The sequence below is a fragment of the Brevundimonas sp. NPDC007368 genome, assembly GCF_042869015.1.
Classification (GTDB): Bacteria; Pseudomonadota; Alphaproteobacteria; order Caulobacterales; family Caulobacteraceae; genus Brevundimonas.
In genome coordinates this window covers 40,947-65,951 of record NZ_JBIAFA010000004.1, presented here as the reverse complement: position 1 = coordinate 65,951, position 25,005 = coordinate 40,947, and the positions used below count along the sequence as shown (strand labels likewise).

The window sequence follows — 25,005 nt, the reverse complement described above, 5'->3', positions numbered from 1 at the left end:
CGTTGGGTAAGGTTGATGCGCGACGTTACGTCAACCTGTGCGGCGATCAACGGCGAGAATGGCCGAAGAAATGACGGCTGGATGACTTGATCACGCTTTCGCCTGAACTGTGGCGCCAGTGGTGTTTCTTGGGGGCGATGACGTTATTCGCGGAACCACGCTCTTTTGACCGGGTTGAGTGGCCCTGGATCAAGGAGAAGACATCATGTCCGTGACCTATACTGATCAAATTCGCCCCGCCGCTGACCGCCTGGACAGCGAGGCCTATGTGCCCGTCTATGCCCGCCGCAGCGGCCGGATGTCGAAGAAACCCGTGAAGACGTGGATGATTCTGGCCCCGTTGGGGGTCTTGGTGATCGGGGGCGCGGCGGCGGCCATGCTGATGCAGACCGGCGAGGAGGCGACGCCTGCGGCCATCGAGGCCGCGACGCCTGCGCCGCCTGCGCCGCTGGTCGCGCCGGAAGTCTCGCCTGAGGTTTCGTCGCTGACGGCGGCTCCGATCGCGCCGGCCGAGTTGACGACGGCCACGCCCGCGGCTCCGTCGGTCGCCGCCCCGGTCGAGCGTCGCGCGCCCCCGGCGCCGACCGCCCCGGCCAGGACCCCGCGCGCCGCTCCCGTCGAAGAGGCGGAGGCGCCGATCGTGTCGACCGGACCGCAGCCCTATCTTTCGGTCGCGCCCCAGGCTCCGGTCGTGACGCCGCCGCCGGCGCCTGTCACGCCCGCCGCGCCGCCCGCGCCCGTCATCATCGTTCCGACGACCTGATCGTCGTCCGTCAGGAAAGGTCCGGCTCGCGCCGGGCCTTTTCCTTCGCGCTCAGGGCTGTGACGGGGTCACACGCCAGACCACGTCACCGACGTCGTCGGCCACGAGAAGCGCGCCCAAGCGAACGCCCAGCACCCCGACCGGGCGGCCCATGGCCTCGCCTTTCTCGTTGCGGAAGCCGGTCAGGACGTCCTGCGGCGGACCTGCGTGCTTTCCTCCGCTGAAGGGGATGAAGATGACCTTGTAGCCGGCGGGCGGGTTGCGGTTCCACGAGCCGTGCTGGCCCACGATGGCCCCGTTGCGCCACCGAGGCATCAGGGCGCCGGTGTAGAAGGTCAGACCGAGCGAGGCAGTGTGCGAGCCCAGGGCGTAGTCGGGCTTGATGGCCCTGGCCACCATGTCGGGGCGGGGCGGCCGGACCCGTGCATCCACCGTCTGGCCGTAGTAGCTCCACGGCCAGCCGTAGAAGCCGCCCGGCGTGACCGAGGTCATGTAGTCGGGGACCAGATCGTCGCCGATCTCGTCGCGCTCGTTGACCGCCACCCACAGCCGCCCGTCCTCGGGGTTCCAGGCCATGCCGACCGGGTTTCTCAGGCCCGAGGCGAAGACGCGCCGCGCGCCGGTCGCCGGATCGATTTCCAGCACGGCGGCGCGGTCCACCTCTTCGTCCAGGCCGTTCTCGCCGACATTGGAGTTGGACCCGACACCGACATAGAGCTTCGAGCCATCCGCCGAGGCGACCAGGCTCTTGGTCCAGTGGTGATTGCGGCCGGCGGGCAGGTCCGCGACCTTGACCGGCGCGACGGTGATCTGCGTCTGGCCGGTTTGATAGGGGACGGCGACCACGGCGTCGGCGTTTGCGATGTAAAGGCGCTCGCCGACCAAGGCCATGCCGAAGGGCGAGGTCAGGCCGGACAGGAAGGCGGTCTTCAGTTCCGCCACGCCGTCGCCGTCGGCGTCGCGCAGCAGGCTGATGCGGTTCGCGCTGGGCACGCCCGCGCCCGCCTTGCCCATGACCAGGCCCTGAACCCAGCCGCGCAGCCCGCCCTTCTTGTCGTCCGGCTTGGGCGGGGCGCTGCTTTCGGCCACCAGGACGTCGCCGTTGGGCAGCTCATAAAGCCAGCGCGGATGGTCCAGGCCCGTGGCGAAGGCGTTGACCGCCAGACCCTGCGCCGCCACCGGGGTGCGGCCTGCGGGCCAGCCGACGGCGGGGGCGATCTTGACGGTCGGGATGGTCTGGGGCCGGGCCTCGGGCAGTTGCGGGTCGGCGCCGAAGCCGACGCTTTCCGGCAGGGTGCTTTCCGTGCCGCAGGCGGCGAGCGCCGTCAGCAGGGGCAGGGCGGCGACGAGGCGGCGACGGCTCATGGGCTTGTCTCCTCAGCGTTCGGGCAGGGCCGGGAACTCCAGGCGGCTGACATCATACCCCAGTTCTCCCGCCCTTCGCCTCAGCCGCGCCAGCTGATCCGGCGTGGGGACCTCGCGGGTGTAGATGAACAGCTTGTCGAAGGTCGGGTCCGACGAGATGAACCAGCTGTAGTCCTCGGCCCGGTCCAGCACCCAGTAATCCCAGGTGATGAAGCCCCACAGGTATCTGACCCGCAGCTTGGCGTTCATGCCGGGGTCGAGGATTTCGCCGCGACCCTCGATGGCCTTCTCGCGGCCCTGGGGCGTGCCGACCTGGCAGGTGTCGCGCACGGCGACGCGGGTCGGCGGGCTGAAGACGTAGTGGCTGGCCCCGGCCACGCAGCCGTCGGTGATCTTCATGGGCAGGCGCGCCACCTCGTGCCAGCGGCCCGACCACAGGCGCTGGGCGTCGACGGGCTTCAGCGGCTGGGGCGCGCGGGTTTCGCTCATGGACGGGGCCGTGGCGCAGGCGGCCAGGGTCAGGACCAGCATGAGAACCAGGGCGGCGGCCGGCGCCGCAGCGGCGAGGCGACGCAAGGGCGGGGCGGCGACGGGCATGGGAGCCTCCGTGTGACGAACACAGGTTTACGTCCGCCGTCCCCTGTCGGATGACTTCGGTTGGAAAACCTGTCGGCGGCGGGCCTTGAGCGCGTCTCCACGCCTTCCTATCTGCGCAACCTGAGCCGGGAGGGGCCATGCCGTCAGTCATCACCATTCAGGGTCTGACCAAGACCTACAAGTCCGGTCATCAGGCGCTGAAGCGCGTCGATCTGGAGATCGAAAAGGGCGAGATCTTCGCCCTGCTGGGCCCGAACGGCGCGGGCAAGACGACGATGATCTCGATCATCTGCGGCATCGTCACGCCTTCGACGGGGACGGTGGTCGCCGACGGCCATGACATCCAGAAGGACTATCGCGCCGCGCGCACCAAGATCGGTCTGGTGCCGCAGGAGCTGACGACCGACGCCTTCGAGACCGTGCTGGCCACTGTCACCTTCAGCCGGGGTCTGTTCGGCAAGGCCCCGAACCCGGCCCTGATCGAGCGCATCCTTCGCGACCTCAGCCTGTGGGACAAGAAGGACGCCAAGATCATGACCCTGTCCGGCGGGATGAAGCGCCGCGTCATGATCGCCAAGGCCCTGAGCCACGAACCCGACATCCTCTTCCTGGACGAGCCGACGGCGGGCGTGGACGTGGAGCTGCGCCGCGACATGTGGGGTCTGGTGCGCCAGCTGCGCGATCAGGGCGTCACCATCATCCTGACAACCCACTATATCGAGGAGGCCGAGGAGATGGCCGACCGGGTGGGGGTCATCCTCAAGGGCGAACTGATCCTGGTCGAGCAGACCGCCGTCCTGATGAAGAAGCTGGGCAAGAAGACCCTGACTCTGAACCTGCAGGAACCGATGGCGGCGATCCCGCCGGAACTGGCCGAATGGGATCTGAGCCTGAAGAACGAGGGCGGGGAGCTGGAGTACGCCTTCGACGCCCACGCCGAGAAGACCGGGGTGCCGTCGCTGCTGCGCCGCCTGTCCGATCTGGGCGTCGCCTTCAAGGACCTGAACACCCGCCAGAGCTCGCTGGAAGACATCTTCGTCAGCCTGGTTCACCGCGACGGGGAGAGCGCGTGATGACGTTCAACGGACATGGCGTCTGGGCCATCTATCGCTTCGAGATGGCGCGGGCCCTGCGCACCCTGTGGCAGTCGATCGTGACGCCGGTCATCACCACGGCGCTCTACTTCGTCGTATTCGGCGGGGCCATCGGCAGCCGCATGGAAGAGGTCGGGGGCGTGCCCTACGGCGCCTTCATCGTGCCGGGCCTGATCATGCTGAGCCTGTTCACCCAGTCGATCTTCAACGCCTCCTTCGGCATCTATTTCCCGAAATTCACCGGCACCATCTATGAGATCCTGTCGGCGCCCGTCAGCCCTCTCGAGATCGTCATCGCCTATGTCGGGGCGGCGGCGACCAAGTCGGCCGTGCTGGGGCTGATCATCCTGGCGACGGCGGCCCTGTTCGTGCCTTTGCAGATCCTGCACCCCTTCTGGATGCTGGCCTTCCTGATCCTGATCTCGACCACCTTCAGCCTGTTCGGCTTCATCATCGGGGTCTGGTCGCAGAGTTTCGAGCAGTTGCAGATGATCCCCATGCTGATCGTCACGCCCCTGACCTTCCTGGGCGGGGCCTTCTACTCGATCGACATGCTGCCCGAGGCCTGGCGCACGGTGACCCTGTTCAATCCGGTGGTCTATCTGATCTCGGGCTTCCGCTGGGCCTTCTATGGCGTCGGCGACGTCAGCGTGGGATTGAGCCTGACGGCCACGCTGGGCTTCTTCTTCGCCTGCCTGGCGGTGGTCGGCTGGATCTTCAAGACGGGCTATCGTCTGAAGAACTGAGGTCGATTCAGCGTGTCACGAAACCGCCGAACTCGCTCAGCAGTTTGAGGTCTGCCGACCTACCGTGATGCGCGCCGCCCGGCGCCGGAGCCCGAATGTCCGACGCCGACGACAAGCCCGTTCCCTTCGCCCGCCGTCAGGTGCAGTGGGGACGCCCGCCACAGACGACCTTCATGGCCGGGCCTCTGCCGCGCGGCACGGGTCTGATCCCACCGGCGCCGCAAGCGCCGAAGCCTGCGCCCCGTCCGGCGGCTCCGGCGGCGACCTCGCCGCGACCGGCTCCGTCGCAAGGTTCGAGCGGGGTCTTCGGCGGCTCCCTGGTGCCGCAGCGCCGCGCGCCGCAACCCGCCGTCGGACCGACCCTGCTCACGGCGCCGATGCCGACCACGCCGACGCCACCGCGCCCTGTCGCCCCGTCGGCGCCCGTCGACGCCACGCCCAGGCCCCTGCCGGCGGCCCCGCTTGTGGCCCGCGACCCGCAGCCGGCCCCGAAGCCGACGGTCGCGCCTAAGCCGACGCCTGCTCCAGAGCCCGCGCCCGCGCCTCGCCCAGCTGTCGCGCCTGAGATCGCGGCGCCCCGGGCGGTGACGGCCGCGAAGGCCCCGGCGCGCAGCCGCACGCCGCTCTACGTCGCCGCCGCCGTCCTGGTGGTGATCGGGGCGCCCCTGGCCACCTGGCTGATCACGCGCTCGAACAGCGAACCGGTCGCGCCGTCGGCGCCGGCGACTTCCGTGCTTGAGACGGCGGCCGCCCCGGCGACCGAGGCCGTTGCGCCCGACGCGGCGCCGCTGACGCCCGCCCCGCCGCCAGCCGCCGCCCGTTCCTCCGCCCCCCGCCGGGCTCAATCGGCCTCGCCGGAAACCCTGGCGGCGAACAGGGCCGCGCGCCCCGCCACGACGCCCCCAGCCACGACGCCTCAGGCCACGACGCCCCAGGCCGCGGCGTCTGTCGCGCCCGCGCCGGTCGCCCCGCCGCCGGTCGTGGTGGTCGCGCCTGCGTCGGAGCCGGCCCCGCCCGCCGGTCCCCCGCCCACCGCCGCGCGCCCGGCCCAGAGCGACCCGGACGCCCCGGTGGTCACCAAGCCCCAGCCGCTGGACTAGGGCGCCAAAGGGGCGGGAGGCGCTTGTCCGGCCTGTCGGGCTTGGCTATGGCCGGGGTCTGAGAGGGCGCGCTGGTCGGGGCGCTCTGCCGTCCCCAGTAAATGTCGCGCGAGTCCAGCCTATGCCTACCTCCAACCCAGCAGCCTTCGCCGTGCGTCTCGGCGGCGAGGGGCATAGGGGCGAGACGGCGGCCTCGGTCCGGGCTCTGCTGAACGCGCACGCCGACGGCCTGGTTCAGGCCTTCTACGACACCCTGCTGGACGACCCGGAGGCCAAGGCCTTCCTGCATCACTCCATTGTTCAGGAGCGGCTGAGCCGGTCGCTGCACGACTGGCTGCTGGACCTGCTGGACACGACCGGCGACGCGAACGACGCGGCCTTCATCGCCCGCCAGATCAAGATCGGCGAGGTCCACGCCCGCATCAAGATCCCGGTCCACCTGGTCATGGCCGGGGCCTCGGTCCTGAAGGCCCGTCTCGCCGACCTGCTGGAGAACGAGGCCGACGGCTTTCGCCAGTTCCGCCTGATCGACGAGCGCATCGACGCGGCGATCCGCCTGATGAGCCAGTCCTATGTGAAGGGCACCATGAACCGGGCCCGCCTCGACGAGGCCTATCGCCTGTTCTCCCTGGATCAGGACGTCAATCTGGAGCGCGAGAGCCAGCGCGCCAGCCTGATGGAGTGGGGCCAGAAGACCCTGTTCCGCATCCTCGGCAACGGCGCCGGCGACGGCCGCGAAGCCATGGCCAACTCGCCCTTCGGCCTGTGGATTCGCCACCGCGCGGGCTTCCTGTTCGAGACGTCGCCGCATCTGGCTGCGCTGAACCAGGCCATGGCGCGGATCGACGGGGTTCTGCTGCCCCGGCTGGAGCCCGACAGCGGCGGCGATCGCGCCGAGGCCCTGAAGGCCCTGCAGACGGCGGTCGAGGAGGTCGCCTATCTGCTGAACGAGATGTTCCAGGTCCTGGGCGACATGGAGAACGGACGCGATCCCCTGACGCGGGCGCTGAACCGGCGCTTCCTGCCCTCGATCCTGAGCCGCGAGATCGGGTTCGCCAACGCCAACAAGAGCGCCCTGTCGGTCATGCTGATCGACGTGGATCACTTCAAGACCGTCAACGACACGCGCGGCCACCAGGCCGGCGACGAGGTGCTGCGTCAGGTCGCCGAGGCCATCACCGAGAACGTCCGGCCCAGCGACTTCGTCTTCCGCTACGGCGGCGAGGAGTTCCTGGTGGTGCTGGTCGAGACCCGGCTGGATCAGGCCATGACCATCGCCGAGCGCGTCCGCGCCGCCCTGCAGGGACGCGCCATCAAGGCCGGCGGGCTGGAGCCCTTCAGCGTCACCGCCTCGATCGGCGTCGCCGAGCACGGCGGCCACCCCGACGAGAACTACCTCATCAAGGCCGCAGACGAGGCCCTGTATCGCGCCAAGAACACGGGCCGGAACCGCGTCGAACGAGGCTAGTGTCCGGGCCGGGGCGTCTGCTCGGCCAGGGCCGGCACGCGGGTCGCCTTGCGAATGGCGTCGGTGAGCAGGTCGCGGTCGAGGGCGCTCTGGATCGTCGGCTGGTTCGAAAACGCGATGAACTGGGTGCCGTAGATCTGCGGCCGGCCCGTCGCCAGCAGGTAGCGATCCAGACTGGCGGCCGCCAGCCAGGCGCCGTCCGGTTCGCCTTGGCTCAGGGCGGCGGTGGCCAGGGCGTGGGCCAGCAGAAAGTCTTCGGGCCGGTCGCCATGCTGGAAGATGAAACCCGCTCGCCAGTAGTCCCTGCCGGACCGCACCTTGCCTCGGTCCAGCATGGACTGGACCTGGTCCCGGCGCTCGGCGTCGGCGAGGCTTTCCATCAGATCGGGCCCGCCGTGCTTGCGCGCGGCTTGATCGTCCCTGAACAAGGCCGCTAGCGCCCGGTTGTCCGCCACGGCCACGGGCGCGGGTGCGTCGTCAGTGCGAGCCGAGGGACCGCTGGCCGTGAGCAGGAGCAGGGCCGCGAGGAGGGGAGCCAGAGGTTTCATGCCCCCGATAAGGGGAACGGCAACGCTTGGCGCAAGTCTGGGTATCTTTGTTCTGTGATCTCGGGCGAGGGCCGGTCGTCCGGATGGACAGGCCCTTCTACTCCAGGCGGTAGAGCAGGCGGCTAATGACGAGACGGCCAGGCTCCACACCCGGTCCGAGGCGCAGGCGCGAGGAAGGCAGGGCGTCCAGGGTGGCTTGCCCGAAGCCGACGCGCGGCGGGTTCTCCATTTCAATGCGGCAATCGCGCAGTCGGCCGCCCTCGGCCACAATGCAGCTGAACAGGACCTCTCCAGCGCCGGCCGACATGGCGCTGTTGGGATACTGCGGCGTCGCGAGCCTCTGCCAGATGTCGGGATAGACGCCGGGACGTTCGTAGGGCGGATCGATCTCGATCAGATCGTCACGCGGATCGTCCAGCCGGGTCTCGCAGGCGGCGAGGACCTGATCGAGGCCGTCAGCGTCAGATGGGAGAGGCAGGTCGTATCGACGGGCCTGGGCGGTCTCGCTCCTGGCTGGCAATCGAACCGACGCCGTACCGCCCTTTCTCAAGATGCGCGCGACATGGACGGGGCGGCTGGCGAAGATCATGGGCTGATTGGCCAGGTTGAGCCAGGTCTGTCTCTGATGCTCCTCGCCTTGCACCGCCCATTCGAGCCGACGAGTTTGCGGGCCGGATTCGGTCGGCACGCCGGTCATCATGACGTCCAGGCGCCTGTTGCGGCATCGGACGACAAAGGACTGGCCGCTCTCATAGCTGGCGCTGGCGATCAGGGCGCCGCCGGCCTCCGTCAGGGTCCAGCCGTCCTTGTCCTGCGCGGCCGCCGGAGTGGCGGCGAGCAGGGCGGACAGAAGGGTTGCTGCGGCGATCATGCCTCAAATAGGCGCATGGAGGCGGCCCTATCGCAAGGTCAGGTAGCCGCGTTCCACCATGCGGCGCAGGGCCTCGTAGGCTTCGGCCAGTTCTTCATAGGCGGTGCGGGCGGCGGTCAGGCGGGCGGTCTGGTCGGGGGTCACGGCCGAGCCGGATTCGGACAGGCGCAGGGCCTCGGCGGCCCAGCGGGCGCGGGCGTTGGCGGTCAGGACGGCCAGCTTCTGGAAGGTCCCGGTGTTCACCTGCGACAAGGTCTGGCTGATGACCTCGCGGTTCGAGATGAAGGCGGCGTAGTCGATCTGCTCCAGCAGGCCGCGCAGGCGGCGCTGCTCCTGCGGGTCCATGTCCTGGGGCTCGAAATGGTCGCGCTGGCGGCGATAGCTCTGGGTCAGCACGGTCGACATCGGCGGCGCTCCACTGGGCGGTCCACGCGGACTGCGGCCTGAGGCTGCGCCGCTTCGGTTAACGGGTCGTTTGCATGCCGGTAGGGGCCAGCTTCAGCCGCTCGCGGTCGGGGGCGCCGAGGCCGCGCGGGCAGGCCATGGGCTGATAGGTTTTCGAGTAGCAGAGCCGCGCCTCGCGGAACCAGCCGTCGGTGGTGGCGATGAAGACCCCGTTGCGGGGCAGGCCGGGGTTGGCGGCGACGAAGGCGTCGCGGATGGCGCCGGCGGTCAGGCGCTCGGCCGGAATGGCCTCCAGATCGGGCTTGTTCAGGCCGTTCCACATCCGCGCGGCCTGTTCGAAATAGGCCTCGGGGCTGTCCCAGCCGCAGGTGCCGTGGGCGGCCCATTCGTGCTGCTGCAAGGACGGCGAGGGGGTCATGCAGAAGTGCTTCTTCACCGTCGCCACCGGGATGGCCGGGCCGGGGGCGGCGCAGTAGCGCGGGTGCCGGTTGTCGGCGCCGTTGGGCCACAGGCCGTGCAGGGTCAGGCCGAACTGGTTCCGGGCGCACTGGTAACGCTCGTCCGGGTAGTCCTTGCCCGAGCGGCAGGCCTGGGGCGACCAGCTGACGGCCAGCATGTTGAAGGCGACCGGCACGTCGGCGGCGACCTCGTCGGCGGGCGGCGTATAGGGGCGGGCGGGCTGCAAGTCGGCGGGGACGGCGCAGGTCGCGCCCTCGGCGGCGGTCATGACCGGGGACGACAGACGCGGCTCGCAGGCGGCCAGCAGCAGGGCGGCGCCCAGAACGGCGCCCGGGACGCGGGACTGGATCAGCAGGGTCGGCCGCATCAGGGGCTCCGGTCGGGTCGGCGGGAAAAAATGACGACTAGACGCTTCACGCCATGGGGTCGAGACGGAACCCGGCGCCCGTCTCGCCCATTGATAAGCGTGAGCATAGGGGACCCTGTGATGCCTGAACAAACCGCCTTTGAAGCCGCCCTGGAAGAGGCGATCGCCCTGTTCGAGCAGGGCGAGGCGATGAACCAGGCCCGCTTCGACGAACTGCTGGCCGAGCTGGAGGCCCGCCGCCCCGATCTGGAGGCGGTGCCCGAAGACGACCCCCGCGCCGCCCGCGCCCGCGAGCTGCAGGCCCGGGCCGACGAACTGGAGCGCCGCGCCGCTCTCGGCCACGGCCAGATGGACGAGGTCAACACCCTGCTGACCCCCTTGATGGGGAAACGGTAGCTCCGCCACTGGCGCGCCCGATCAGCAACACCATATGGTGCGGATAACTCGAGGAACCGCACCATGACCGACGCCGCCCCCGCCCTGAAGACCCTGAAGATCGACTTCGTCTCGGACGTGGTCTGCCCCTGGTGCGCCGTGGGGCTGGGCGGGCTGACGACGGCGCTGGACAAGCTCAAGGGCGAGGGGATCGCCGCCGACATCGCCTTCCAGCCGTTCGAGCTGAACCCGCAGATGGCGCCGGAAGGCGAGAATATCGTCGAGCACATCGGCAAGAAATACGGCTCCACCCCCGCACAGTCGGCCCAGAACCGCGAGATGATCCGCGCCCGCGCCGCCGAGGTCGGCTTCGACATGCGCATGGGGCCGGACAGCCGCATCTGGAACACGTTCGACGCCCACCGCCTGCTGCACTGGGCGCATGAGACGGCGCCGGAGAAGCAGGAAGCCCTGAAACACGCCCTGTTCACCGCCCACTTCACCGACAACCGCAACATCACCGACGCCCGCGTCCTGACCGAGGCCGCCGAGGCGGCGGGGCTGGACCGGGCCGAGGCGGGCGAGGTCCTGGCCTCGGGCCGCTATGCCACCGAGGTGCGCGGCGCCGAGGAGCTGTGGCGGGCGCGGGGGATCACCTCGGTGCCGGCCGTGGTCGTCGAGGGCAAGTATCTGATCAGCGGCGGCCAGCCGGCGGCGGCCTTCGAACAGGCCCTGCGCCAGATCGCGGCGGAGGTCTAAACCCTTTCGTCATCCTCCGGCGAGCGCAGCGAGACCGGGGGACCCAGCGGCGCCCGACAGGGCGACCCGAAGGGCGGCGCGTAGCAGCCAAACCATCACGCTCGACTTTGCTGCAAAGATCGCCTTCGGCGCCGCTGGGTTCCCCGGTCGGCGCCGCTGCGCGGCTTGCCGGAGGATGACGGAGGCAGGGTCAGGGCGGGGCTGGCTCGACGGGAAAAACAGAGTCCAATTCGTCTGAATCGTCTGAAATCGCCCCCTCGGGGTCGAGGCGGGCCTTGAGCGCGGCCATGCGCGCCTCGATGGCGCGGCGGCCGGCGTGGTCGTCGGGGGAGAGGGCGGCGGCGTCGCGGGCGACGGCGGCGACCTCTTGCAGGTCCTGCTCCAGGGTGGAGAGGGGGGCGGGTTCGGCCTTGGGTTCAGCGGCGGCCAGAAGGGCGGGGTCGCCCAAACTCACGCTGGAAAGCGCGCGCCAGGTGCGCAGCCAGGAGGCGGCCTCGGCGGCGCGGCCGCGCTGCAGGGCGCGGTTCAGCCGCATCAGGGCCTGGGCCGCCATCCGGGTCAGGTCGGGCGGGGTCGCATCGGCGTCCTCGTCCTGCGGATCGGGCCAGACGTCCTCGATGTCGCTGCGGCGCCAGCCCTCGCGCGCGGCGCGGGACCGCAGGGTCCCCAGCTTCAGGTCATAGCGGGCGCAGACGGCCTCGGCCGCGTCCCCGGCCAGATAGTCGCGCCGCGCCGCCGCCCAGACGGCGTCGGAGCGGATGCGATAGCCGTCGGCCCCGGTCCTCTCGCCGCCAGGATCGCCCGCAAAATCGCCAATCGGGGCCGCGTCGGCATCGGCGGGCGGCGCCGTCGAGGGGCGGATGTGGTCGGGGATGTAGGTGGCAGCGCCGTGCTCATCCTGCTCCCACCGCCCCGAGGCGATGATGCGGGGCTCGCCCTCGTGCCAGTAGGTCTCGTCGTCCATCTCGCCGCCTCCTGCCTGAGCGCAGCAGGATGGCGGACGGGTGCGTCAGGATCGGACGGGGGGCATCAAAGGGGAGGCAATACGCGCCATCTAAGAAGATTTCTCACCCTGTACTTGCCGGTGTTGAGATTCCATCCCTCTTACACGGCGGAGCAGTTTCGATTTAACCATCTGGTCGCTTTCGGCGGCATAATCTTTTCGAGCTTCAGACAGCCGAAGATGTGACCCTTTTGGTAGTCGGATGCCTGATGGAGTGACGACTATTCCAGTTACAACGCCTTCTCCGTTTGAGTATCGACGTTGTTTTTTGTTGTTTAGGCGGAGTCCAGTCTTGTGGATTTCTTGCTTGATTGCCCATATAAGCGAATCTGGTACATTGTTACCTGAAACAGTAATGTCGTCCATGTAAACAGTGAGCCTGCAACCCGCCTCGTTGGCGATCCTCCCTGTGGCTAGCCACATATCTTCATGGGCGAGGTAGGCGAGTATGGGGCTTAACGGGCTTCCTGTTGGCAGTCTTCCGTCAATCGTTGCAAGCGATGCAAGCGTCCACGCCGTATCTGCTGGCATCAAAAGGCGCTTGTTGAAGAACCAGTAGATGCGTTTCCATGTCGTGGACGGAAAGTATGCGGACACATCCATGGTCACGATATGAGCCGCGCCAACATGCTGACGAGCGTTCGTTACATATGACCTGCCCTTTACAGGGCAGGTAAGAAAATCAGGTGGATCGATCATGCTGAGGATAGTCGCCAATCGCGACTGAACCCTCTTTAGCTTGGGTTTGGGGTTCTCAATGTGGCGCTTTTTGCCTTTGTCGTTGATGTCGTCCCATTCGGAATAACCTTCTGATCCAAGCTTTGAGAGCGACTTTAGAGACCGAACATCGGTCTTAAGTAGTGTCGCTAGTTGGCGATGGTTTCCGAGTTTGTGAAGTGGGGACTGTTTTAGAGGGTGTGTTCGGGGAAGCGTCTTCACTGTCGTTTCCTTCCCGCGAATGAGCGTCAATATAGTCCATTATCGCGAGAACCTTCTTTGAAACAAAAGTTCTCGCTCGTTCGGAGGGCTTGTCACCATCCATCTGTTCGGAGAAAAATAATATTGAAGATAATGGAATTTCCAGAACGTCTGCGTACCCATGCAAAAGATTCAGGGTCGGTTCCTTCTTTCCGGATTCAATCTCCGAAATCCAAGATTTCGTTACGCCAAGCCTCTGAGCGATTTCTGTCTGAGATAATCCTTTAAATCTTCTCAGAAGTCTCAGAGATTTACTAATCATATGACCTCCAGTTGGGCAACAAGACTGGGTGGCTTTGGGCTACTTTTCAAACAGTTTGATGATCTCTACGGTCAGTCGACCGATGGAGATAATCATCTGAGCTGTCTGGATATTGAAGAAATGGCTCTGCCAAGACTTCTTTACCTTTGCAGTCCGCTGCCCCTGCCGTTGGTCATCATCAGGACCCGACATTTGGGTTCTCCCTAATCGCAGGCCCGCACTATGCGGGTCTGTCTCGCCAATGACTCGGGAGAAGAGAACAGCAGTTTTTACCCAGCTTGCACCTGGCGCGCCTTCGCCAGGCGCGCCGCTCTCGAGGGGGAAGGGAGGCGCCGAGGCGACCCACCATGTGCCCTTGAGACGACGGGAAACCTAAGCCCCCCACGAGCCGCACTGGCGCGGCTCAAAGTATGGCGATCCCTCTACCTGTTGATGACTAAAGCAATATGGCCTGAGGTTCGCGCGGTGTCAACTGAGTTCGCTGGTAGCGAACTTTTTTGTTTTCTCGTCTAAACCTTCACCTCCACCACGCCGCCCCCCGCCCGGAACTTGGCGCTCATTTCGGCCATGCCGGCTTCGGCCTCGGCGAGGCTGGCGCCCGCGTCGTTCTGGGCCTTGGCGGCGTCGCGGATGTCCTGGCTGATCTTCATCGAGCAGAACTTGGGGCCGCACATGGAGCAGAAGTGGGCGGTCTTGTGCGCCTCCTTGGGCAGGGTCTCGTCGTGGTATTTGCGGGCGGTTTCGGGGTCGAGGCCGAGATTGAACTGGTCCTCCCAGCGGAACTCGAAGCGGGCGCGTGACAGGGCGTCGTCGTGCATGCGGGCGGCGGGGTGGCCCTTGGCCAGGTCGGCGGCGTGGGCGGCGATCTTGTAGGTGATGACGCCGTCCTTGACGTCCTGACGGTCGGGCAGGCCAAGGTGTTCCTTGGGCGTGACGTAGCAGAGCATGGCCGTGCCGAACCAGCCGATCATGGCCGCGCCGATGGCGCTGGTGATGTGGTCATAGCCGGGGGCGATGTCGGTGGTCAGCGGGCCAAGCGTATAGAAGGGCGCCTCGTGGCAGTGCTTGAGCTGCTCGTCCATGTTGGCCTTGATCTTGTGCATCGGCACGTGGCCGGGGCCTTCGATCATGACCTGGCAGCCCTTGGCCCAGGCGATCTTGGTCAGTTCGCCGAGGGTGCGCAGCTCGGCGAACTGGGCCTCGTCATTGGCGTCGGCGATGGAGCCGGGTCGCAGGCCGTCGCCGAGGCTGAAGGAGACATCATAGGCCCGCATGATGTCGCAGATGTCCTCGAAGTGCTCGTAGAGGAAGCTCTCCTTGTGGTGGGCCAGGCACCACTTGGCCATGATGGAGCCGCCGCGCGAGACGATGCCCGTCACGCGCTTGGCCGTCATCGGCACGAAGGGCAGGCGCACGCCCGCGTGGATGGTGAAGTAGTCCACGCCCTGTTCCGCCTGTTCGATCAGGGTGTCGCGGAAGACCTCCCAGGTCAGGTCCTCGGCGATGCCGTTCACCTTCTCCAGCGCCTGATAGATGGGGACGGTGCCGATGGGGACCGACGAGTTGCGGATGATCCAGTCGCGGATGTTGTGGATGTTGCGGCCCGTCGACAGGTCCATGACGTTGTCGGCGCCCCAGCGGGTGGCCCAGACCAGCTTGTCCACCTCGTCATCGACGCTGGAGAGAACGGCCGAGTTGCCGATGTTGGCGTTGATCTTCACCAGGAAGTTGCGGCCGATGATCATCGGTTCGACTTCGGGGTGGTTGATGTTGTGCGGGATGATGGCGCGGCCGCGGGCGATTTCTTGGCGCACGAACTCTGGCGTGACGAAGTCGGGGATCGAGGCGCCGAAGTCCTCGCCGTCGCGGATGCAGGGGGCGTTCTGCTCGCGGCGCAGGTTCTCGCGGATGGCGACGTATTCCATCTCGGGCGTGATGATCCCGGCCTTGGCGTATTCGTACTGGGTGACGGGGCGGCCCTCGACGCCCTTGAAGACCTGATGGTTGGAGACGTCGAAGCGGGGGGCGAGGTGCTTGCCGCTGGCGTGGCCGTTGTCCTCGGGTTTGACCTCGCGCGGATGGGCGACGGGGGCGATGTCGCCGCGGTCTAGCTGCCAGCTGGATTTGACCTTGGGCAGGCCGCGCTTGATGTCGATCGTGACGTTCGGGTCGGTGTAGGGGCCGGAAGAGTCGTACATCGTCACCGGCGGCTCGTTGGCGCTGGGGTGGACGGCGACCTCGCGGAAGGGGACGCGGATGTCGGGGTAGAGTTCGCCCGCCACATAGACCTTCACGCCGCCGGCGCGGGGGCCGGTGGGGATGCGGCCGGTCTCGGCCTCGACGGCCTTGCGGGCCTCGGCGAGGGGGAGCTCGATGTTCGGCTCGTGCGGCTGTTCGGTCGTCGGCGTGACGTTGATGTTCATGGCGGCCTCAAAACGTTTGAGGTCCGCCGACGTCGGGCGTGCCGGTCCTGTGGCGTGAAGCCGGGGCCGGAAGCGTACTCATCCCTTCGCCGGCATGACCCGGATCAGGTTCGACGGGTCAGAGGAGAAACCTCTATCTCAGCCGCTCGATTGCGACCCCCCGGAGAACGGCGCGACCCTAGCCCGTTTCGGGGGTAGGTCAAGCGAGGCGGGCGTGGCAGGAAGGGGAATGATCCTTTCCCGCCCCTATGAACCCGAGGACATGGCCGGCTGCCTGGCCCTGTTCGACAGCAATACGCCGCGCTTTTTCGACGTCAGCGAGCGCGAGGGCTTTGTCGGGTTTCTGAACGATCAGGCCCTGCGCTGGCCCTATCAGGTGGTCGAGCGGGACGGGCGGATCGTCGGCTGCGGCGGCCATGCGGTGGAAGCGGACGGGGTCAGCGTCGCCCTGTGCTGGGGCATGGTGGACAACAGTCTGCACGGCCAGGGCCTGGGACGGGTGCTGACCGAGGCGCGGATCGCGGCGGCGCGGGCGACGCCGGGGATCCGCCGCGTGATCCTGAACACCAGCCAGCATACCCAGGGCTTTTATGCGCGGTTCGGCTTCGAGGCGGAAAAGGTCACGCCTGACGGCTTTGCGCCCGGCATCGACCGCTGGGACATGGTGCTGAGGCTGGATTGAGGGAGAGGGGGGGCGGTCCGGCTTCTCAGTCGGGGGGGCGTTAAGGCCGGACCGCCACAGACGACATCGGGGTTGGGGGGCGTCCGATGTGTCCGATGCAATAACAACGGACCTGAAACTTGGTTCCGCAAGAATTCGCGCGTTCACCATGATTGTTGAACGCGGGTCGGCGAGGGGGCGGTTTCCTTCGTCAGCGAACGGTTGAAAGATGTGTTTTCGAACAAGACAGAGGCGCGCGGGATGAAGACTTTAGGCGTTCTGGGCGGCATGGGGCCGGCGGCGACGGTGGCCTTTCTGGCGCGGGTCCAGGCCCTGACCCCGGCCAGGGGCGACGAGGACCACGTGCGGGTGCTCATGGACATGAACCCCCAGGTGCCCAACCGGCACACACAGCCCGAGGCGGCGGGGCGAACCCTGGGCGAGATGGCGGCGCGGCTGCGCGATGCCGGAGCCGAGGTCCTGGCCATGCCGTGCAACACTGCCCATGCCCACGCCGGGGCGATCCGGGCGGCGGGCCTGCCCTTCATCGACATGGTGGTGGAGACGGCGCGCGTTGCGGCGGCAGGCGGCGCGACCCGGATCGGGGTGCTGGCGACGCCGGGCGGCGAGGCGCTCTATGCCGAGGCCCTGGCGGCCGAGGGCGTGGAGATGGTGCGGCTGTCCGAGGCGGCCGACCGGGCGCGTTTCATGGCCGTGGTGTTCGGGGTCAAGGCGGGCGATACGGGGCCGCAGCAAAGGGCGGCCATGCGGGGCCTGGCGGCGGCTCTGGTCGCGGCGGGGGCGCAAGGGATCATCGGCGGCTGCACCGAGGTGCCGCTGTTGCTGGACGCCGCCGACGTGGCGGTTCCGTTGACGGACTCGGCCGAGGTGCTGGCGCGGGTCTGCGTTGAGACGTGTCTCTGACAAAAGCTTAAGTTGCCGGGAGCGACCGTCGAGGCGAACGCTTCCGGCTTTGCAGCAGCGAGGTAGGGATCATGAGCCTGTGTCTTCATGTCGTCGCGACCGTGTTGGCGCTGGGGGCCGCCGGGCCGGTCGTCGCCCAGGAGGCGGCCTTTCCGCAACGCCTGCCCTCGCCGGGCGGAGAGGTCATCATCCCTTCGGCGGGGCAGAAACGGGCGCACGATGAAATCGGCTATGCGCCCGCGCGTCGGGTCGGCGACGTTCTGTATGTATCGGGGCTGGTGGTGTTCCGCGCTGAGGGCGAGGGGAACGACGTGACGGCCTTCGAGGGTCAGGTGCGCCGCGCCCTGCGCCAACTGAACCAGACGCTGCGGGCGGCGGGAAGCAGCCTGGACGACGTGGCCATGCTGAACACCTTTCACGTCTGGGACGGGCCGGGGTTCGCGGGCACGCGCGATGAGCAGATCGCGGTCCTGTCCAAGGTCTGGCGCGAGTTTTCGCAGGGACCGCGACCGGCCTGGACGGCGGTGGGGACCAGCGGTCTGCTGGGCGGCGAGGGCAGCATTGTCGAGATCCAACTGATCGCCCATTCACCTGCTCCGCGCGACTGAGGCGCTTGCGGCGCTCGGCCGGTCGGGGCAGGGAAGGGCGGTGAAACAGTCTCTCATCATTGATTGCGATCCCGGCGTCGACGACGCCACGGGGTTGCTGACCGCCTTCGCCTCCCATGACCTCGACCTGCTGGCCGTGACCACGGTGGGGGGCAACGTCAGCGCCGAAAAGACGGCGCGCAACGCCCGCATCCTGCGTCAGATCGCGGGGCGTGAAGATGTGCCCGTCCACGCCGGGGCCGAGCGGCCGCTGAGGCGCGAGCCGGCGGGGGCGGGCGAGTTCCACGGGGCCGAGGGGCTGGGCGATCTGGCGCCGTTCGAGCCCGCCGCGCCGACGGCCGAGGGGGCGGCGGCGGAGGCCATCGCAAGGCTGGTGATGGAGCGGCCTGCGGACAGCGTGGCCCTGATCGTCATGGGGCCGATGACCAACCTGGCCCTGGCCATGCGGGCGGAGCCCAGGCTGGCGGACCATCTGGGGACGGTGGTGGTCATGGGCGGGGCGCGCGCGGAAGGCGGCAACATCACCGCCAGCGCCGAGTTCAACATCTGGGCCGACCCGGACGCGGCGGCGGAGGTCTTCGCGTCCGGCTGCCGGATGATCGTTCTGGGGCTGGACGCCACCCATCAGGTGCGCTCGACCGAGGCGCGCATCAGGATGATCGAGGCGGTGGACACGGCCTCGGGGCGGACGGCGGCGGGGATGCTGCGCTTCTCGCAGCGGACCGAGCGCGAGATCGTCGGCTGGGACGCCGGGCCGCTGCACGACCCCTGCACCGTGGCCTGGCTGTTGAAGCCGGAGCTGTTCGAGCTGGCGCCGTGCCGGATCGACGTGGAGACTGAGAGCGATCTGACGCGCGGCCATACGGCGGTCGAGTTCCGCGTCGACGCGGCGACGGCCAGGCATTTCTGGGCGACAAGGGCGGATGCGGACGGGGTTTTCGCCCTGATCGCGGAGCGACTGGGAGCAGGGCAATGAGGATCACTGTCGTCGGATCGATCAATCTGGACATGGTGGCGTCCGCGCCCAGTCTGCCCGCGCCGGGGGAGACGGTGACGGGGGCGACGCTGGCGCGCCATGCGGGCGGCAAGGGCGCCAATCAGGCCCTGGCGGCGCGGCGGCTGGGGGTCGAGGTCAGCCTGATCGGGCGGGTCGGTGAGGATGAGATGTCGGGCGCGGCCGTGGCCCTGATGCTGGCGCACGGGGTGGACCTGTCCGGGGTCGAGACGGACATCGCGGCGCCGACGGGGGTGGCCCTGATCGCGGTCGATCCGGGCGGAGAGAACCAGATCGTGGTCGCCGCCGGTGCCAACCACTTCGTCACACCGGAACAGCTGCCGTCACGGATCGAGACGCCGCTGATCGTCCAGCTGGAGCTGCCGATCGAGACGGTCGAGGCGGCGGTGGGCCGGGCCACGGACTTCGTCTGCGCCAACCTGGCGCCCGCCGCCCCGGTGTCGGAGGCCCTGCTGAGGCGGGCCGATCTGATCGTGGTCAATGAGACGGAGGCGGCCTTCTATGGCGAGGCCCTGCACGTCGGCGGCGGTCTGGTGGCGGTGACCAAGGGGGCGCGCGGGGCGGTCATGTATCGGCGCGGCGTCGAGATGGCCTGGGCCACGCCGCCGCGTGTCGAAGCGGTGGACGCGACCGGGGCGGGCGACGCCTTCGTCGGCGCCATCACCGTGGCCCTGCTGGACGGGATGACGCCGGATGCCGCCCTGCACTTCGCCTGCGCGGCGGGGGCTCTGGCCGCGACGAGGCCGGGGGCGCAGCCGTCGCTGGGCACGCGCGAAGAGGTCGAGGGGTTGTTGGCTTAACCCATCCTCCCCTGCGAAGCGGGGGAGTGAGGACCATCCGAAGGATGGTGGAGGGGGCGAGATCGCGCGTCGCGGTTTGAACGCCGGCGTTGATCTGCGTGGAGTTTAAAGGAGGGGGGATGCGTTCGCCCCCTCCACCGCCTGCGGCGGTCCCCCTCCCCCGTGAACGGGGGAGGATCCACAGGGCTTGGCGCCTAGCGTTCGTCGTACTGGCGCAGCAGGAAGAGGGTTCCGACGGCGGTCAGGGCGCCCAGGGCGAAGGCGGCGACCAGGGAGCCGGTGGCGGCGGCGGTGGAGACGGTGACCGGGCGCTTGGCGTACCATTCGACGATCTCGCCGGCGTGGGCGTGGTCGAGGCCCTCGTCATAGGCGTCGTCCAGATAGGTTTCGTCGGCGGCGGCCATAGGCGTCTCCTTATTGCCTGCGCTAAATCCCCGGCGCGGTCGGGCGGTTCCCAGTCGTGACAGAGGATCGCACATCCAGTAAAGGGCGCGCCTCACGTTTCAGAAATCTGGCAGCGAGATTCATGGCCGGCCACTCGAAATTCAAGAACATCATGCACCGCAAGGGGCGCGCCGATGCGCAGCGCTCCAAGCTGTTCTCCAAACTGTCGCGCGACATCACCGTGGCCGCCAAGTCGGGCATGCCCGATCCGGCCCTGAACCCGCGCCTGCGTCTGGCGGTCAACAACGCCAAGGCCGAAAGCCTGCCCAAGGACGTCATCCAGCGCGCCATCAACAAGGCCGCCGGCGGCGACGCCGACACGATGGAAGAGGTCCGCTACGAGGGCCGGGGCCCCGGCGGCGTCGGCATCATCGTCGAGGCCCTGACCGACAACCGCAACCGCGCGGCCTCGAACATCGGCACGGCCTTCAAGAAGAACGGCGGCGCCCTGGGCGAGATGAACTCGGTCGCCTTCATGTGGGACAAGGTGGGCAAGATCACCTATCCCGCCGAAGCCGGTACCGAGGACGCCGTGATGGAGGCCGCCATCGAGGCCGGCGCCTCGGACGTCGAGAGCGACCTGGTCAAGCCGGACATCTATGAGGACGCGCCGGGCCACGTCATCTGGACCGCCTATGAGGACCTGAACGAGGTGGCCGAGGCCATGTCCAAGGTGCTGGGCGACCCGAAGTCGACCGCCATCGTCTGGAAGCCGCAGTCGGAAGTGCCGGTCACTGGCGAGGCCGTCGGCACCCTGTTCAAGCTGCTGGACGCCCTGGACGCCGAGGACGACGTGTCGTCGGTCTATTCCAACGAAGACATCTCGGACGAAGACGCGGCCAAGTACGCGGGCTGATCGCTCCTGATTCTGCCGCCTAGCGGGGGCAGGTCTCCATCCAGTCCGGATCCGGCTCGGCGGCCCTGAGGTCGCCGAGCGTCGGGATGTTGCGCTCGGCGTCGGCGCTGACGGTGATGTGGGACATGGCCGAGGCCGTGGGCGCTTCGCGATTGTAGACTGTCAGGGCGAAGGGCGCGTGGCGCGGCGCCTCGACGCGCCAGACGCTGTTGCTCTCGCCCGCGCCGAAGGCGTAGCAGCCGATCGGATCGACGCTGGCCCCGCGCACCCGCAGGGCCTCGACCGGATCGAAGGGCACGGGTTCGCCCGTCGCCGACCATTTGAAGATGATCTGCGTCGTAGGCGTGCGCGTGGTCTCGACGTTCAGGTCCGCCAGCCGGCCCTGCGACGGCGAGGTCCAGCGGACCATGGAGGCGCGGCGCTGCACGTCGGCGGGGTCGAGCGCCGAAGGCGTGCCGGCGACGAAGACCGACAGGATGGCGTCCACCATCTGATTGGCGCGGGTGACCTTGGGCCATTGTTGGGCGCAGGCGCCCTCGGCGTAGCTGGCCATGTTGGCGGTTTCGGCCAGAATCTGGGTGCAGCGGGCCATGAACTGATCCTGCGTCTCCTGCGCGGCGGCGGGCGTCGTCATGAGGCAGGGCAGGCCGGCGAGAGAGGCTACGAACAGGGCGGCGCGCATGGCGGCTTCCTTTCGGCGATCGCTGATCGAGGAAGGATGCGCTCGATGACGGACCGGGGCAAGCGGAGCCGGGTCAGTGGCTGACCGCCCCGAGGAACAGGCGACGCGGCCGACCGTTGCCGTGGGATGAACCTGTCCGAGATCGAGAGTTTCGCCCTGCCCATCCTGGGCGCCGTCGTGGCGGGCGGGATCATCGGGTTCGAGCGCGAGTGGCGCGGTCGGGCGGCGGGGTTCCGCACCCACATCCTGGTCAGTTTGGCCTCGGCCCTGCTGATGCTGGCGGCCATGGGGCAGGCGGACTGGGCGTTTCGCGCCCTGCCGGACGAGAACATCGTCACGGACCCGACGCGGATGGCGCACGGGGTGCTGACCGGCATCGGTTTCCTGTGCGCGGGCGTGATCTTCCGCACCGGCTTTTCGATCCATGGCCTGACCACGGCGGCGAGTCTGTGGATCACCTCGGCCATCGGCCTGCTGTTCGGGGCGGGGCTGTTCACCCTGGGCGTGGTCGGGACGGTGACGACGGGGCTGATCCTGGTGGGGCTGCGGCTGGTCAGCGTGCGGTTGCCGGCGCGGGTGCTGACGGACGTGGAGGTGCGCTGGCGCCGCGACGGGCCTTCACCCGAGCGCGAGGTCGAGGCCGCGCTGAAGGCCATTGATCCCACGCCGCATCATGACCGGTTTGAACTGATCGAGCGGGGCGAGGTTGTGCGCCGCAGCTGGCGGATCAAGGCGGGGAGCGAGGTTGAGCTGAAAGCGCTGGCGACCCGGCTGTGCGCCCTGCCGGGCGTGACGGAATACGTGCTGGATCCCCGCGACGACTGACCCTTGCGGCAGGACGCGGCGCGGTCCACGGTGAGCGGTCCTGCGCAGCTTGAGGGGCGGACATGACGGTGGCCGGAGTATTGGACTGGGGCCTGATCGGGCCGGTGGCGGCGGCCATGGTCGCGGGCGGCCTGATCGGGATCGAGCGGACCTATCACGGACATCCGGCCGGGTTCCGCACCCATATCCTGGTCTGCATGACCTCCTGCGTCCTGATGCTGGCGGCCATGCATCAGGCGACCTGGGCCTTTGTCGCCCTGCCGGACCAGAGGCTGGTGATCGACCCGACCCGGATGTCGCACGGCATCCTGACGGGGATCGGCTTTCTGTGCGCCGGGGTCATCTTCCGCGAGGGCTTTTCGGTGCACGGCCTGACCACGGCGGCCTCGCTGTGGACCACCTCGGCGGTCGGGGTGATGTTCGGCATCGGCATGTGGGACCTGGGTCTGATCGCCGGGGGGGCGACCCTGCTGGTGCTGGCCATCCTGAGGTTCCTCGACGCTCGCCTGCCGCACGTGGGCGTGGTGGACGTGACCTTGCGCTGGGCGCGCGGGTCGGCGCCGGGCGAGGCGACCCTGCGCGGCCTGCTGGCCGACAGCGGGCTGAAGCCGGTGCGCGTCGGCCATGTGGTCAGCCACGACGGCCAGATTCACGAACACCACATCAAGGCGCGCGGGCCCATGCCCCTGCGGGTCGACGACCTGTCGGCGCGGCTGGCGCAGCAGGGCGGGCTGGCGGGGTTCTCGGTCATGCCCAGGGACGACTAATGGAACGACTAGGGCGCCGACTGGCGCTCTACATGCAGAAGGCGATGGCGGCGTCGAGCCAGACGGCGAGGCCGTGACGGCTCCACAGCCAGCCGCCCAGGGCCGCGAGCGCGATAAGGCCGACGCCGATGGCGAGGCGGCGGCTCATTCGGCGGGGACCGTTTCAGGGCGCACGACCGGGGCCTCGCGCACCGGGACATTGGCCAGGGCGGCCATGACGGCCAGGCCGATGGAGAGGGTCCAGATCGCCGTGTAGGAGCCGGTCAGGTCGAAGGCCACGCCCGCCAGCCAGGCGCCCAGAAACGCCCCGACCTGATGGCTGAGGAAGACGATGCCGGCGAGGGCCGACAGGTGGCGCACGCCGAAGATCTGGGCCACCAGACCATTGGTCAGGGGCACTGTGCCCAGCCACAGGAAGCCGAAGGTCGCCGCGAAGATCAGGGCGCTGGCCGGGGACAACGGAACCAGCAGGAAGACGGCGATGGCCACGGCGCGCAGGGCGTAGAGCAGGGTCAGCAGGCCCTTCTTCGACCTCTTGGAGCCCCAGGCGCCCCACAGCCATGAACCGGCGATGTTGAACAGGCCGATCAGGGCCAGGGAGGCCGCGCCGACCCCGCCCGACAGGCCCATGTCGCGCAGGTAGGCGGGCAGGTGGGTGCCGACGAAGGCGACGTGGAAGCCGCAGACGAAGAAGCCGAGGTTGAGCAGGGCGTAGCTGGGATTGGTCAGGGCCTCCTTCAGCGCGGCCTTCAGCGGCAGGCCGTCGCGGGCGGTCGGGGCCGGAGGCTTGCCCGCCAGGCCGAGCGCCAGAGGAATGATCAGGGCGACCAGACCCGCCATCACGAACAGGGTGAGGCGCCAGTCGAGCGCGTCGAGCAGGCCCTGCGCCGCCGGGACCACGAGGAACTGGCCGAAGGAGCCGCCGGCGGTGACAATGCCGAAGGCCAGGGTGCGCTTCTCGGGCGGGACGGCGCGGCCGACGGCGCCCAGAACCACCACGAAGGTGACGCCCGCCATGGACAGGCCGACCAGGGCGCCGAAGCCCAGCATCAGACCCAGGGCGTCGGCGGCGGTGGCCGCCACGGCCAGACCGGCCAGATAGACCAGAGCGCCGCCGACCGCGACCTTGCCCGCGCCATGCTTGTCGGCCCAGGCCCCGACGAAGGGCTGGATCAGGCCGAACAGCAGGTTCTGGGCGGCGATGATCAGGCCGAAGGTCTGGCGGTCGATCTCCAGATCCAGCCCGACGGGACGCAGGAAGAGGCCGAAGGACTGACGCACGCCCATGGACAGGGTGACGATGACGGCGCCGGTCAGGATCATGATCCAGGCGCGGCGCGACAGGCCGGAGGCGGGGGCCGGGGAGGCGGCGTCAGGCATGGGCTTCCAGCTCACTCAACAGGTCGATCAGGGCCGCTTCGCGCGGGCCGAGCAGGGCGGCGACGCGGGTCTGGGCTGTGGTCCAGTGCGGCAGGGCGTCGGCCAGCTTCTGGACGCCCTCCGGGGTCAGGCCGAGGGTCTGGCCGCGTGCGCCGGGCTCGGTCTCGGCGACGACCCAGCCCTGACGGATCAGCGGCTGCAGGGTGCGCCACAGGGCGCTTTTTTCATGCAGGGTGGCCTCGGCCAGGTCGACCAGACGCGAGGGACCAAGGCGGGCGAGGGTCCGCAGCACGGCGAACTGGTTGATGTTCAGTCCGACGTCCGTCAGCGCCTCGTCATAGAGGCGCGACAGGGTGCGCGAGGCGCGGCGCACGCGGCCGCAGATGCAGGGGGAGGCGACATCCATTGCATATGCAAAGCACGTGATCGTTGCATATGCAATACGAAAGGCGCGGCGCGC

Annotated in this window: 30 protein-coding genes and 1 riboswitch; of the genes, 15 read left to right on the top strand and 15 right to left on the bottom strand. The window is 68.5% G+C overall.

All coding sequences use genetic code 11. The annotated features are described in order from the left end of the window. Nucleotides 1-205 precede the first annotated feature (205 nt). Nucleotides 206-763 carry a hypothetical protein gene (locus ACFYLW_RS09475; RefSeq protein ID WP_390182990.1) on the top strand — a complete coding sequence of 186 codons (558 nt, stop codon included), beginning with the start codon at nucleotides 206-208 and terminating at the stop codon, nucleotides 761-763. Nucleotides 764-814: 51 nt separating this feature from the next. On the opposite strand, the gene ACFYLW_RS09470 is transcribed toward ACFYLW_RS09475, so the two are convergent. Both ACFYLW_RS09470 and ACFYLW_RS09465 read right to left on the bottom strand, forming a co-directional pair. Then, nucleotides 815-2,128 carry a sorbosone dehydrogenase family protein gene (locus ACFYLW_RS09470; RefSeq protein WP_312066220.1) on the bottom strand — a complete coding sequence of 438 codons (1,314 nt, stop codon included), beginning with the start codon at nucleotides 2,126-2,128 and terminating at the stop codon, nucleotides 815-817. 12 nt (nucleotides 2,129-2,140) lie between these two features. Further along, the gene (locus tag ACFYLW_RS09465) at nucleotides 2,141-2,725 is read right to left on the bottom strand and encodes a lipocalin family protein (protein ID WP_390182989.1); all 585 of its coding nucleotides are present in this window, start codon (nucleotides 2,723-2,725) and stop codon (nucleotides 2,141-2,143) included. 137 nt (nucleotides 2,726-2,862) lie between these two features. Between ACFYLW_RS09465 and ACFYLW_RS09460 the strand changes: the two genes are divergently transcribed. From ACFYLW_RS09460 to ACFYLW_RS09445, 4 genes are all read left to right on the top strand, one after another. After that, nucleotides 2,863-3,798, top strand: a complete 936-nt coding sequence (locus ACFYLW_RS09460; RefSeq protein ID WP_312066216.1) for an ABC transporter ATP-binding protein — start codon at nucleotides 2,863-2,865, stop codon at nucleotides 3,796-3,798. Continuing rightward, nucleotides 3,798-4,565 (top strand): ABC transporter permease, encoded by a 768-nt coding sequence (locus tag ACFYLW_RS09455; RefSeq protein ID WP_292085617.1) that lies wholly within the window; start codon nucleotides 3,798-3,800, stop codon nucleotides 4,563-4,565. The genes ACFYLW_RS09460 and ACFYLW_RS09455 overlap by 1 nt, the downstream gene beginning before the upstream one ends. 95 nt (nucleotides 4,566-4,660) lie before the next feature. Further along, entirely contained in the window at nucleotides 4,661-5,665 is a 1,005-nt protein-coding gene (locus ACFYLW_RS09450; protein ID WP_313471931.1) for a hypothetical protein, read from the top strand. Nucleotides 5,666-5,786: 121 nt separating this feature from the next. After that, nucleotides 5,787-7,133 (top strand): GGDEF domain-containing protein, encoded by a 1,347-nt coding sequence (locus ACFYLW_RS09445; RefSeq protein ID WP_313471932.1) that lies wholly within the window; start codon nucleotides 5,787-5,789, stop codon nucleotides 7,131-7,133. On the opposite strand, the gene ACFYLW_RS09440 is transcribed toward ACFYLW_RS09445, so the two are convergent. The 4 genes from ACFYLW_RS09440 to ACFYLW_RS09425 form a co-directional block, all read right to left on the bottom strand. Beyond that, nucleotides 7,130-7,681, bottom strand: coding sequence for a hypothetical protein (locus tag ACFYLW_RS09440; RefSeq protein WP_312065739.1), 552 nt, complete (start codon nucleotides 7,679-7,681; stop codon nucleotides 7,130-7,132). The genes ACFYLW_RS09445 and ACFYLW_RS09440 overlap by 4 nt on opposite strands. Before the next feature lie 97 nt (nucleotides 7,682-7,778). After that, on the bottom strand, nucleotides 7,779-8,552 hold the full coding sequence (locus tag ACFYLW_RS09435) for a hypothetical protein (protein ID WP_312065737.1): 774 nt from the start codon (nucleotides 8,550-8,552) through the stop codon (nucleotides 7,779-7,781). A gap of 27 nt (nucleotides 8,553-8,579) precedes the next feature. Further along, entirely contained in the window at nucleotides 8,580-8,957 is a 378-nt protein-coding gene (locus tag ACFYLW_RS09430) for a hypothetical protein (protein ID WP_312065735.1), read from the bottom strand. A gap of 58 nt (nucleotides 8,958-9,015) precedes the next feature. Further along, entirely contained in the window at nucleotides 9,016-9,783 is a 768-nt protein-coding gene (locus ACFYLW_RS09425) for a ribonuclease (protein WP_312065734.1), read from the bottom strand. A gap of 120 nt (nucleotides 9,784-9,903) precedes the next feature. On the opposite strand from ACFYLW_RS09425, the gene ACFYLW_RS09420 reads away from it, so the two are divergent. Both ACFYLW_RS09420 and ACFYLW_RS09415 read left to right on the top strand, forming a co-directional pair. Next, nucleotides 9,904-10,179 (top strand): hypothetical protein, encoded by a 276-nt coding sequence (locus ACFYLW_RS09420; RefSeq protein ID WP_292085626.1) that lies wholly within the window; start codon nucleotides 9,904-9,906, stop codon nucleotides 10,177-10,179. Between the two features lie 63 nt (nucleotides 10,180-10,242). Next, a complete protein-coding gene (locus tag ACFYLW_RS09415; RefSeq protein WP_312065732.1) occupies nucleotides 10,243-10,917 on the top strand; it encodes a DsbA family oxidoreductase in 675 nt (224 codons plus the stop codon). 190 nt (nucleotides 10,918-11,107) lie between these two features. Here ACFYLW_RS09415 and ACFYLW_RS09410 read toward each other — a convergent pair whose 3' ends face one another. From ACFYLW_RS09410 to thiC, 5 genes are all read right to left on the bottom strand, one after another. Further along, nucleotides 11,108-11,881, bottom strand: a complete 774-nt coding sequence (locus ACFYLW_RS09410; RefSeq protein WP_312065731.1) for a hypothetical protein — start codon at nucleotides 11,879-11,881, stop codon at nucleotides 11,108-11,110. A gap of 90 nt (nucleotides 11,882-11,971) precedes the next feature. Further along, complete coding sequence (locus ACFYLW_RS09405) at nucleotides 11,972-12,859, bottom strand: reverse transcriptase family protein (RefSeq protein ID WP_181543096.1); 888 nt, start codon at nucleotides 12,857-12,859, stop codon at nucleotides 11,972-11,974. After that, nucleotides 12,774-13,160, bottom strand: a complete 387-nt coding sequence (locus ACFYLW_RS09400) for a helix-turn-helix domain-containing protein (RefSeq protein WP_390182988.1) — start codon at nucleotides 13,158-13,160, stop codon at nucleotides 12,774-12,776. Before ACFYLW_RS09400 ends, ACFYLW_RS09405 begins: the two co-directional genes overlap by 86 nt. A 39-nt stretch (nucleotides 13,161-13,199) precedes the next feature. Further along, on the bottom strand, nucleotides 13,200-13,352 hold the full coding sequence (locus ACFYLW_RS09395; protein ID WP_312065729.1) for a hypothetical protein: 153 nt from the start codon (nucleotides 13,350-13,352) through the stop codon (nucleotides 13,200-13,202). Between the two features lie 317 nt (nucleotides 13,353-13,669). Further along, nucleotides 13,670-15,583 (bottom strand): phosphomethylpyrimidine synthase ThiC, encoded by a 1,914-nt coding sequence (gene thiC, locus ACFYLW_RS09390; protein WP_312065728.1) that lies wholly within the window; start codon nucleotides 15,581-15,583, stop codon nucleotides 13,670-13,672. Between the two features lie 63 nt (nucleotides 15,584-15,646). Beyond that, nucleotides 15,647-15,756, bottom strand: a riboswitch (TPP riboswitch). 56 nt (nucleotides 15,757-15,812) lie between these two features. Here thiC and ACFYLW_RS09385 point away from each other — a divergent pair. From ACFYLW_RS09385 to ACFYLW_RS09365, 5 genes are all read left to right on the top strand, one after another. Beyond that, the gene (locus ACFYLW_RS09385; RefSeq protein WP_312065726.1) at nucleotides 15,813-16,265 is read left to right on the top strand and encodes a GNAT family N-acetyltransferase; all 453 of its coding nucleotides are present in this window, start codon (nucleotides 15,813-15,815) and stop codon (nucleotides 16,263-16,265) included. Between the two features lie 240 nt (nucleotides 16,266-16,505). Then, entirely contained in the window at nucleotides 16,506-17,168 is a 663-nt protein-coding gene (locus ACFYLW_RS09380; protein ID WP_312065724.1) for an amino acid racemase, read from the top strand. A 71-nt stretch (nucleotides 17,169-17,239) separates the two neighbouring features. Continuing rightward, nucleotides 17,240-17,776, top strand: coding sequence for a Rid family hydrolase (locus tag ACFYLW_RS09375; RefSeq protein WP_312065723.1), 537 nt, complete (start codon nucleotides 17,240-17,242; stop codon nucleotides 17,774-17,776). Between the two features lie 40 nt (nucleotides 17,777-17,816). Beyond that, nucleotides 17,817-18,752: a nucleoside hydrolase gene (locus ACFYLW_RS09370; protein WP_313471934.1), complete on the top strand. Its 936-nt coding sequence runs from the start codon at nucleotides 17,817-17,819 to the stop codon at nucleotides 18,750-18,752. Then, nucleotides 18,749-19,591 carry a ribokinase gene (locus tag ACFYLW_RS09365; protein ID WP_313471935.1) on the top strand — a complete coding sequence of 281 codons (843 nt, stop codon included), beginning with the start codon at nucleotides 18,749-18,751 and terminating at the stop codon, nucleotides 19,589-19,591. Before ACFYLW_RS09370 ends, ACFYLW_RS09365 begins: the two co-directional genes overlap by 4 nt. A 194-nt stretch (nucleotides 19,592-19,785) precedes the next feature. Here the strand turns inward: ACFYLW_RS09365 and ACFYLW_RS09360 are convergent, their stop codons facing one another. After that, the gene (locus tag ACFYLW_RS09360; protein ID WP_207825389.1) at nucleotides 19,786-19,995 is read right to left on the bottom strand and encodes a hypothetical protein; all 210 of its coding nucleotides are present in this window, start codon (nucleotides 19,993-19,995) and stop codon (nucleotides 19,786-19,788) included. A gap of 122 nt (nucleotides 19,996-20,117) precedes the next feature. Between ACFYLW_RS09360 and ACFYLW_RS09355 the strand changes: the two genes are divergently transcribed. Then, a complete protein-coding gene (locus ACFYLW_RS09355) occupies nucleotides 20,118-20,891 on the top strand; it encodes a YebC/PmpR family DNA-binding transcriptional regulator (protein WP_292085645.1) in 774 nt (257 codons plus the stop codon). A 19-nt stretch (nucleotides 20,892-20,910) separates the two neighbouring features. Here the strand turns inward: ACFYLW_RS09355 and ACFYLW_RS09350 are convergent, their stop codons facing one another. Continuing rightward, nucleotides 20,911-21,573, bottom strand: a complete 663-nt coding sequence (locus tag ACFYLW_RS09350) for a hypothetical protein (protein ID WP_312066127.1) — start codon at nucleotides 21,571-21,573, stop codon at nucleotides 20,911-20,913. Nucleotides 21,574-21,699: 126 nt separating this feature from the next. Here ACFYLW_RS09350 and ACFYLW_RS09345 point away from each other — a divergent pair, with 126 nt between their 5' ends. Then, complete coding sequence (locus ACFYLW_RS09345; protein ID WP_312066128.1) at nucleotides 21,700-22,398, top strand: MgtC/SapB family protein; 699 nt, start codon at nucleotides 21,700-21,702, stop codon at nucleotides 22,396-22,398. A 62-nt stretch (nucleotides 22,399-22,460) separates the two neighbouring features. Continuing rightward, nucleotides 22,461-23,165 (top strand): MgtC/SapB family protein, encoded by a 705-nt coding sequence (locus tag ACFYLW_RS09340; protein WP_292085649.1) that lies wholly within the window; start codon nucleotides 22,461-22,463, stop codon nucleotides 23,163-23,165. A gap of 144 nt (nucleotides 23,166-23,309) precedes the next feature. Here the strand turns inward: ACFYLW_RS09340 and ACFYLW_RS09335 are convergent, their stop codons facing one another. Then, entirely contained in the window at nucleotides 23,310-24,545 is a 1,236-nt protein-coding gene (locus ACFYLW_RS09335) for an MFS transporter (protein WP_312066129.1), read from the bottom strand. Next, the gene (locus ACFYLW_RS09330) at nucleotides 24,538-24,951 is read right to left on the bottom strand and encodes a MarR family winged helix-turn-helix transcriptional regulator (protein ID WP_312066130.1); all 414 of its coding nucleotides are present in this window, start codon (nucleotides 24,949-24,951) and stop codon (nucleotides 24,538-24,540) included. Before ACFYLW_RS09330 ends, ACFYLW_RS09335 begins: the two co-directional genes overlap by 8 nt. Nucleotides 24,952-25,005: the final 54 nt, after the last annotated feature.

Coding starts and splice junctions, on each gene's coding strand:
- ACFYLW_RS09345 (WP_312066128.1), top strand. CDS start 21,700: ATGAACCTGTCCGAGATCGAGAGTTTCGCCCTGCCCATCCTGGGCGCC.
- ACFYLW_RS09410 (WP_312065731.1), bottom strand. CDS start 11,881: ATGGACGACGAGACCTACTGGCACGAGGGCGAGCCCCGCATCATCGCC.
- ACFYLW_RS09350 (WP_312066127.1), bottom strand. CDS start 21,573: ATGCGCGCCGCCCTGTTCGTAGCCTCTCTCGCCGGCCTGCCCTGCCTC.
- ACFYLW_RS09365 (WP_313471935.1), top strand. CDS start 18,749: ATGAGGATCACTGTCGTCGGATCGATCAATCTGGACATGGTGGCGTCC.
- ACFYLW_RS09450 (WP_313471931.1), top strand. CDS start 4,661: ATGTCCGACGCCGACGACAAGCCCGTTCCCTTCGCCCGCCGTCAGGTG.
- ACFYLW_RS09430 (WP_312065735.1), bottom strand. CDS start 8,957: ATGTCGACCGTGCTGACCCAGAGCTATCGCCGCCAGCGCGACCATTTC.
- ACFYLW_RS09475 (WP_390182990.1), top strand. CDS start 206: ATGTCCGTGACCTATACTGATCAAATTCGCCCCGCCGCTGACCGCCTG.
- ACFYLW_RS09435 (WP_312065737.1), bottom strand. CDS start 8,552: ATGATCGCCGCAGCAACCCTTCTGTCCGCCCTGCTCGCCGCCACTCCG.
- ACFYLW_RS09380 (WP_312065724.1), top strand. CDS start 16,506: ATGAAGACTTTAGGCGTTCTGGGCGGCATGGGGCCGGCGGCGACGGTG.
- ACFYLW_RS09420 (WP_292085626.1), top strand. CDS start 9,904: ATGCCTGAACAAACCGCCTTTGAAGCCGCCCTGGAAGAGGCGATCGCC.
- ACFYLW_RS09355 (WP_292085645.1), top strand. CDS start 20,118: ATGGCCGGCCACTCGAAATTCAAGAACATCATGCACCGCAAGGGGCGC.
- ACFYLW_RS09340 (WP_292085649.1), top strand. CDS start 22,461: ATGACGGTGGCCGGAGTATTGGACTGGGGCCTGATCGGGCCGGTGGCG.
- ACFYLW_RS09335 (WP_312066129.1), bottom strand. CDS start 24,545: ATGCCTGACGCCGCCTCCCCGGCCCCCGCCTCCGGCCTGTCGCGCCGC.
- ACFYLW_RS09445 (WP_313471932.1), top strand. CDS start 5,787: ATGCCTACCTCCAACCCAGCAGCCTTCGCCGTGCGTCTCGGCGGCGAG.
- ACFYLW_RS09330 (WP_312066130.1), bottom strand. CDS start 24,951: ATGGATGTCGCCTCCCCCTGCATCTGCGGCCGCGTGCGCCGCGCCTCG.
- ACFYLW_RS09375 (WP_312065723.1), top strand. CDS start 17,240: ATGAGCCTGTGTCTTCATGTCGTCGCGACCGTGTTGGCGCTGGGGGCC.
- ACFYLW_RS09360 (WP_207825389.1), bottom strand. CDS start 19,995: ATGGCCGCCGCCGACGAAACCTATCTGGACGACGCCTATGACGAGGGC.
- ACFYLW_RS09385 (WP_312065726.1), top strand. CDS start 15,813: ATGATCCTTTCCCGCCCCTATGAACCCGAGGACATGGCCGGCTGCCTG.
- ACFYLW_RS09465 (WP_390182989.1), bottom strand. CDS start 2,725: ATGCCCGTCGCCGCCCCGCCCTTGCGTCGCCTCGCCGCTGCGGCGCCG.
- ACFYLW_RS09460 (WP_312066216.1), top strand. CDS start 2,863: ATGCCGTCAGTCATCACCATTCAGGGTCTGACCAAGACCTACAAGTCC.
- ACFYLW_RS09395 (WP_312065729.1), bottom strand. CDS start 13,352: ATGTCGGGTCCTGATGATGACCAACGGCAGGGGCAGCGGACTGCAAAG.
- ACFYLW_RS09415 (WP_312065732.1), top strand. CDS start 10,243: ATGACCGACGCCGCCCCCGCCCTGAAGACCCTGAAGATCGACTTCGTC.
- ACFYLW_RS09400 (WP_390182988.1), bottom strand. CDS start 13,160: ATGATTAGTAAATCTCTGAGACTTCTGAGAAGATTTAAAGGATTATCT.
- ACFYLW_RS09455 (WP_292085617.1), top strand. CDS start 3,798: ATGACGTTCAACGGACATGGCGTCTGGGCCATCTATCGCTTCGAGATG.
- thiC (WP_312065728.1), bottom strand. CDS start 15,583: ATGAACATCAACGTCACGCCGACGACCGAACAGCCGCACGAGCCGAAC.
- ACFYLW_RS09440 (WP_312065739.1), bottom strand. CDS start 7,681: ATGAAACCTCTGGCTCCCCTCCTCGCGGCCCTGCTCCTGCTCACGGCC.
- ACFYLW_RS09425 (WP_312065734.1), bottom strand. CDS start 9,783: ATGCGGCCGACCCTGCTGATCCAGTCCCGCGTCCCGGGCGCCGTTCTG.
- ACFYLW_RS09470 (WP_312066220.1), bottom strand. CDS start 2,128: ATGAGCCGTCGCCGCCTCGTCGCCGCCCTGCCCCTGCTGACGGCGCTC.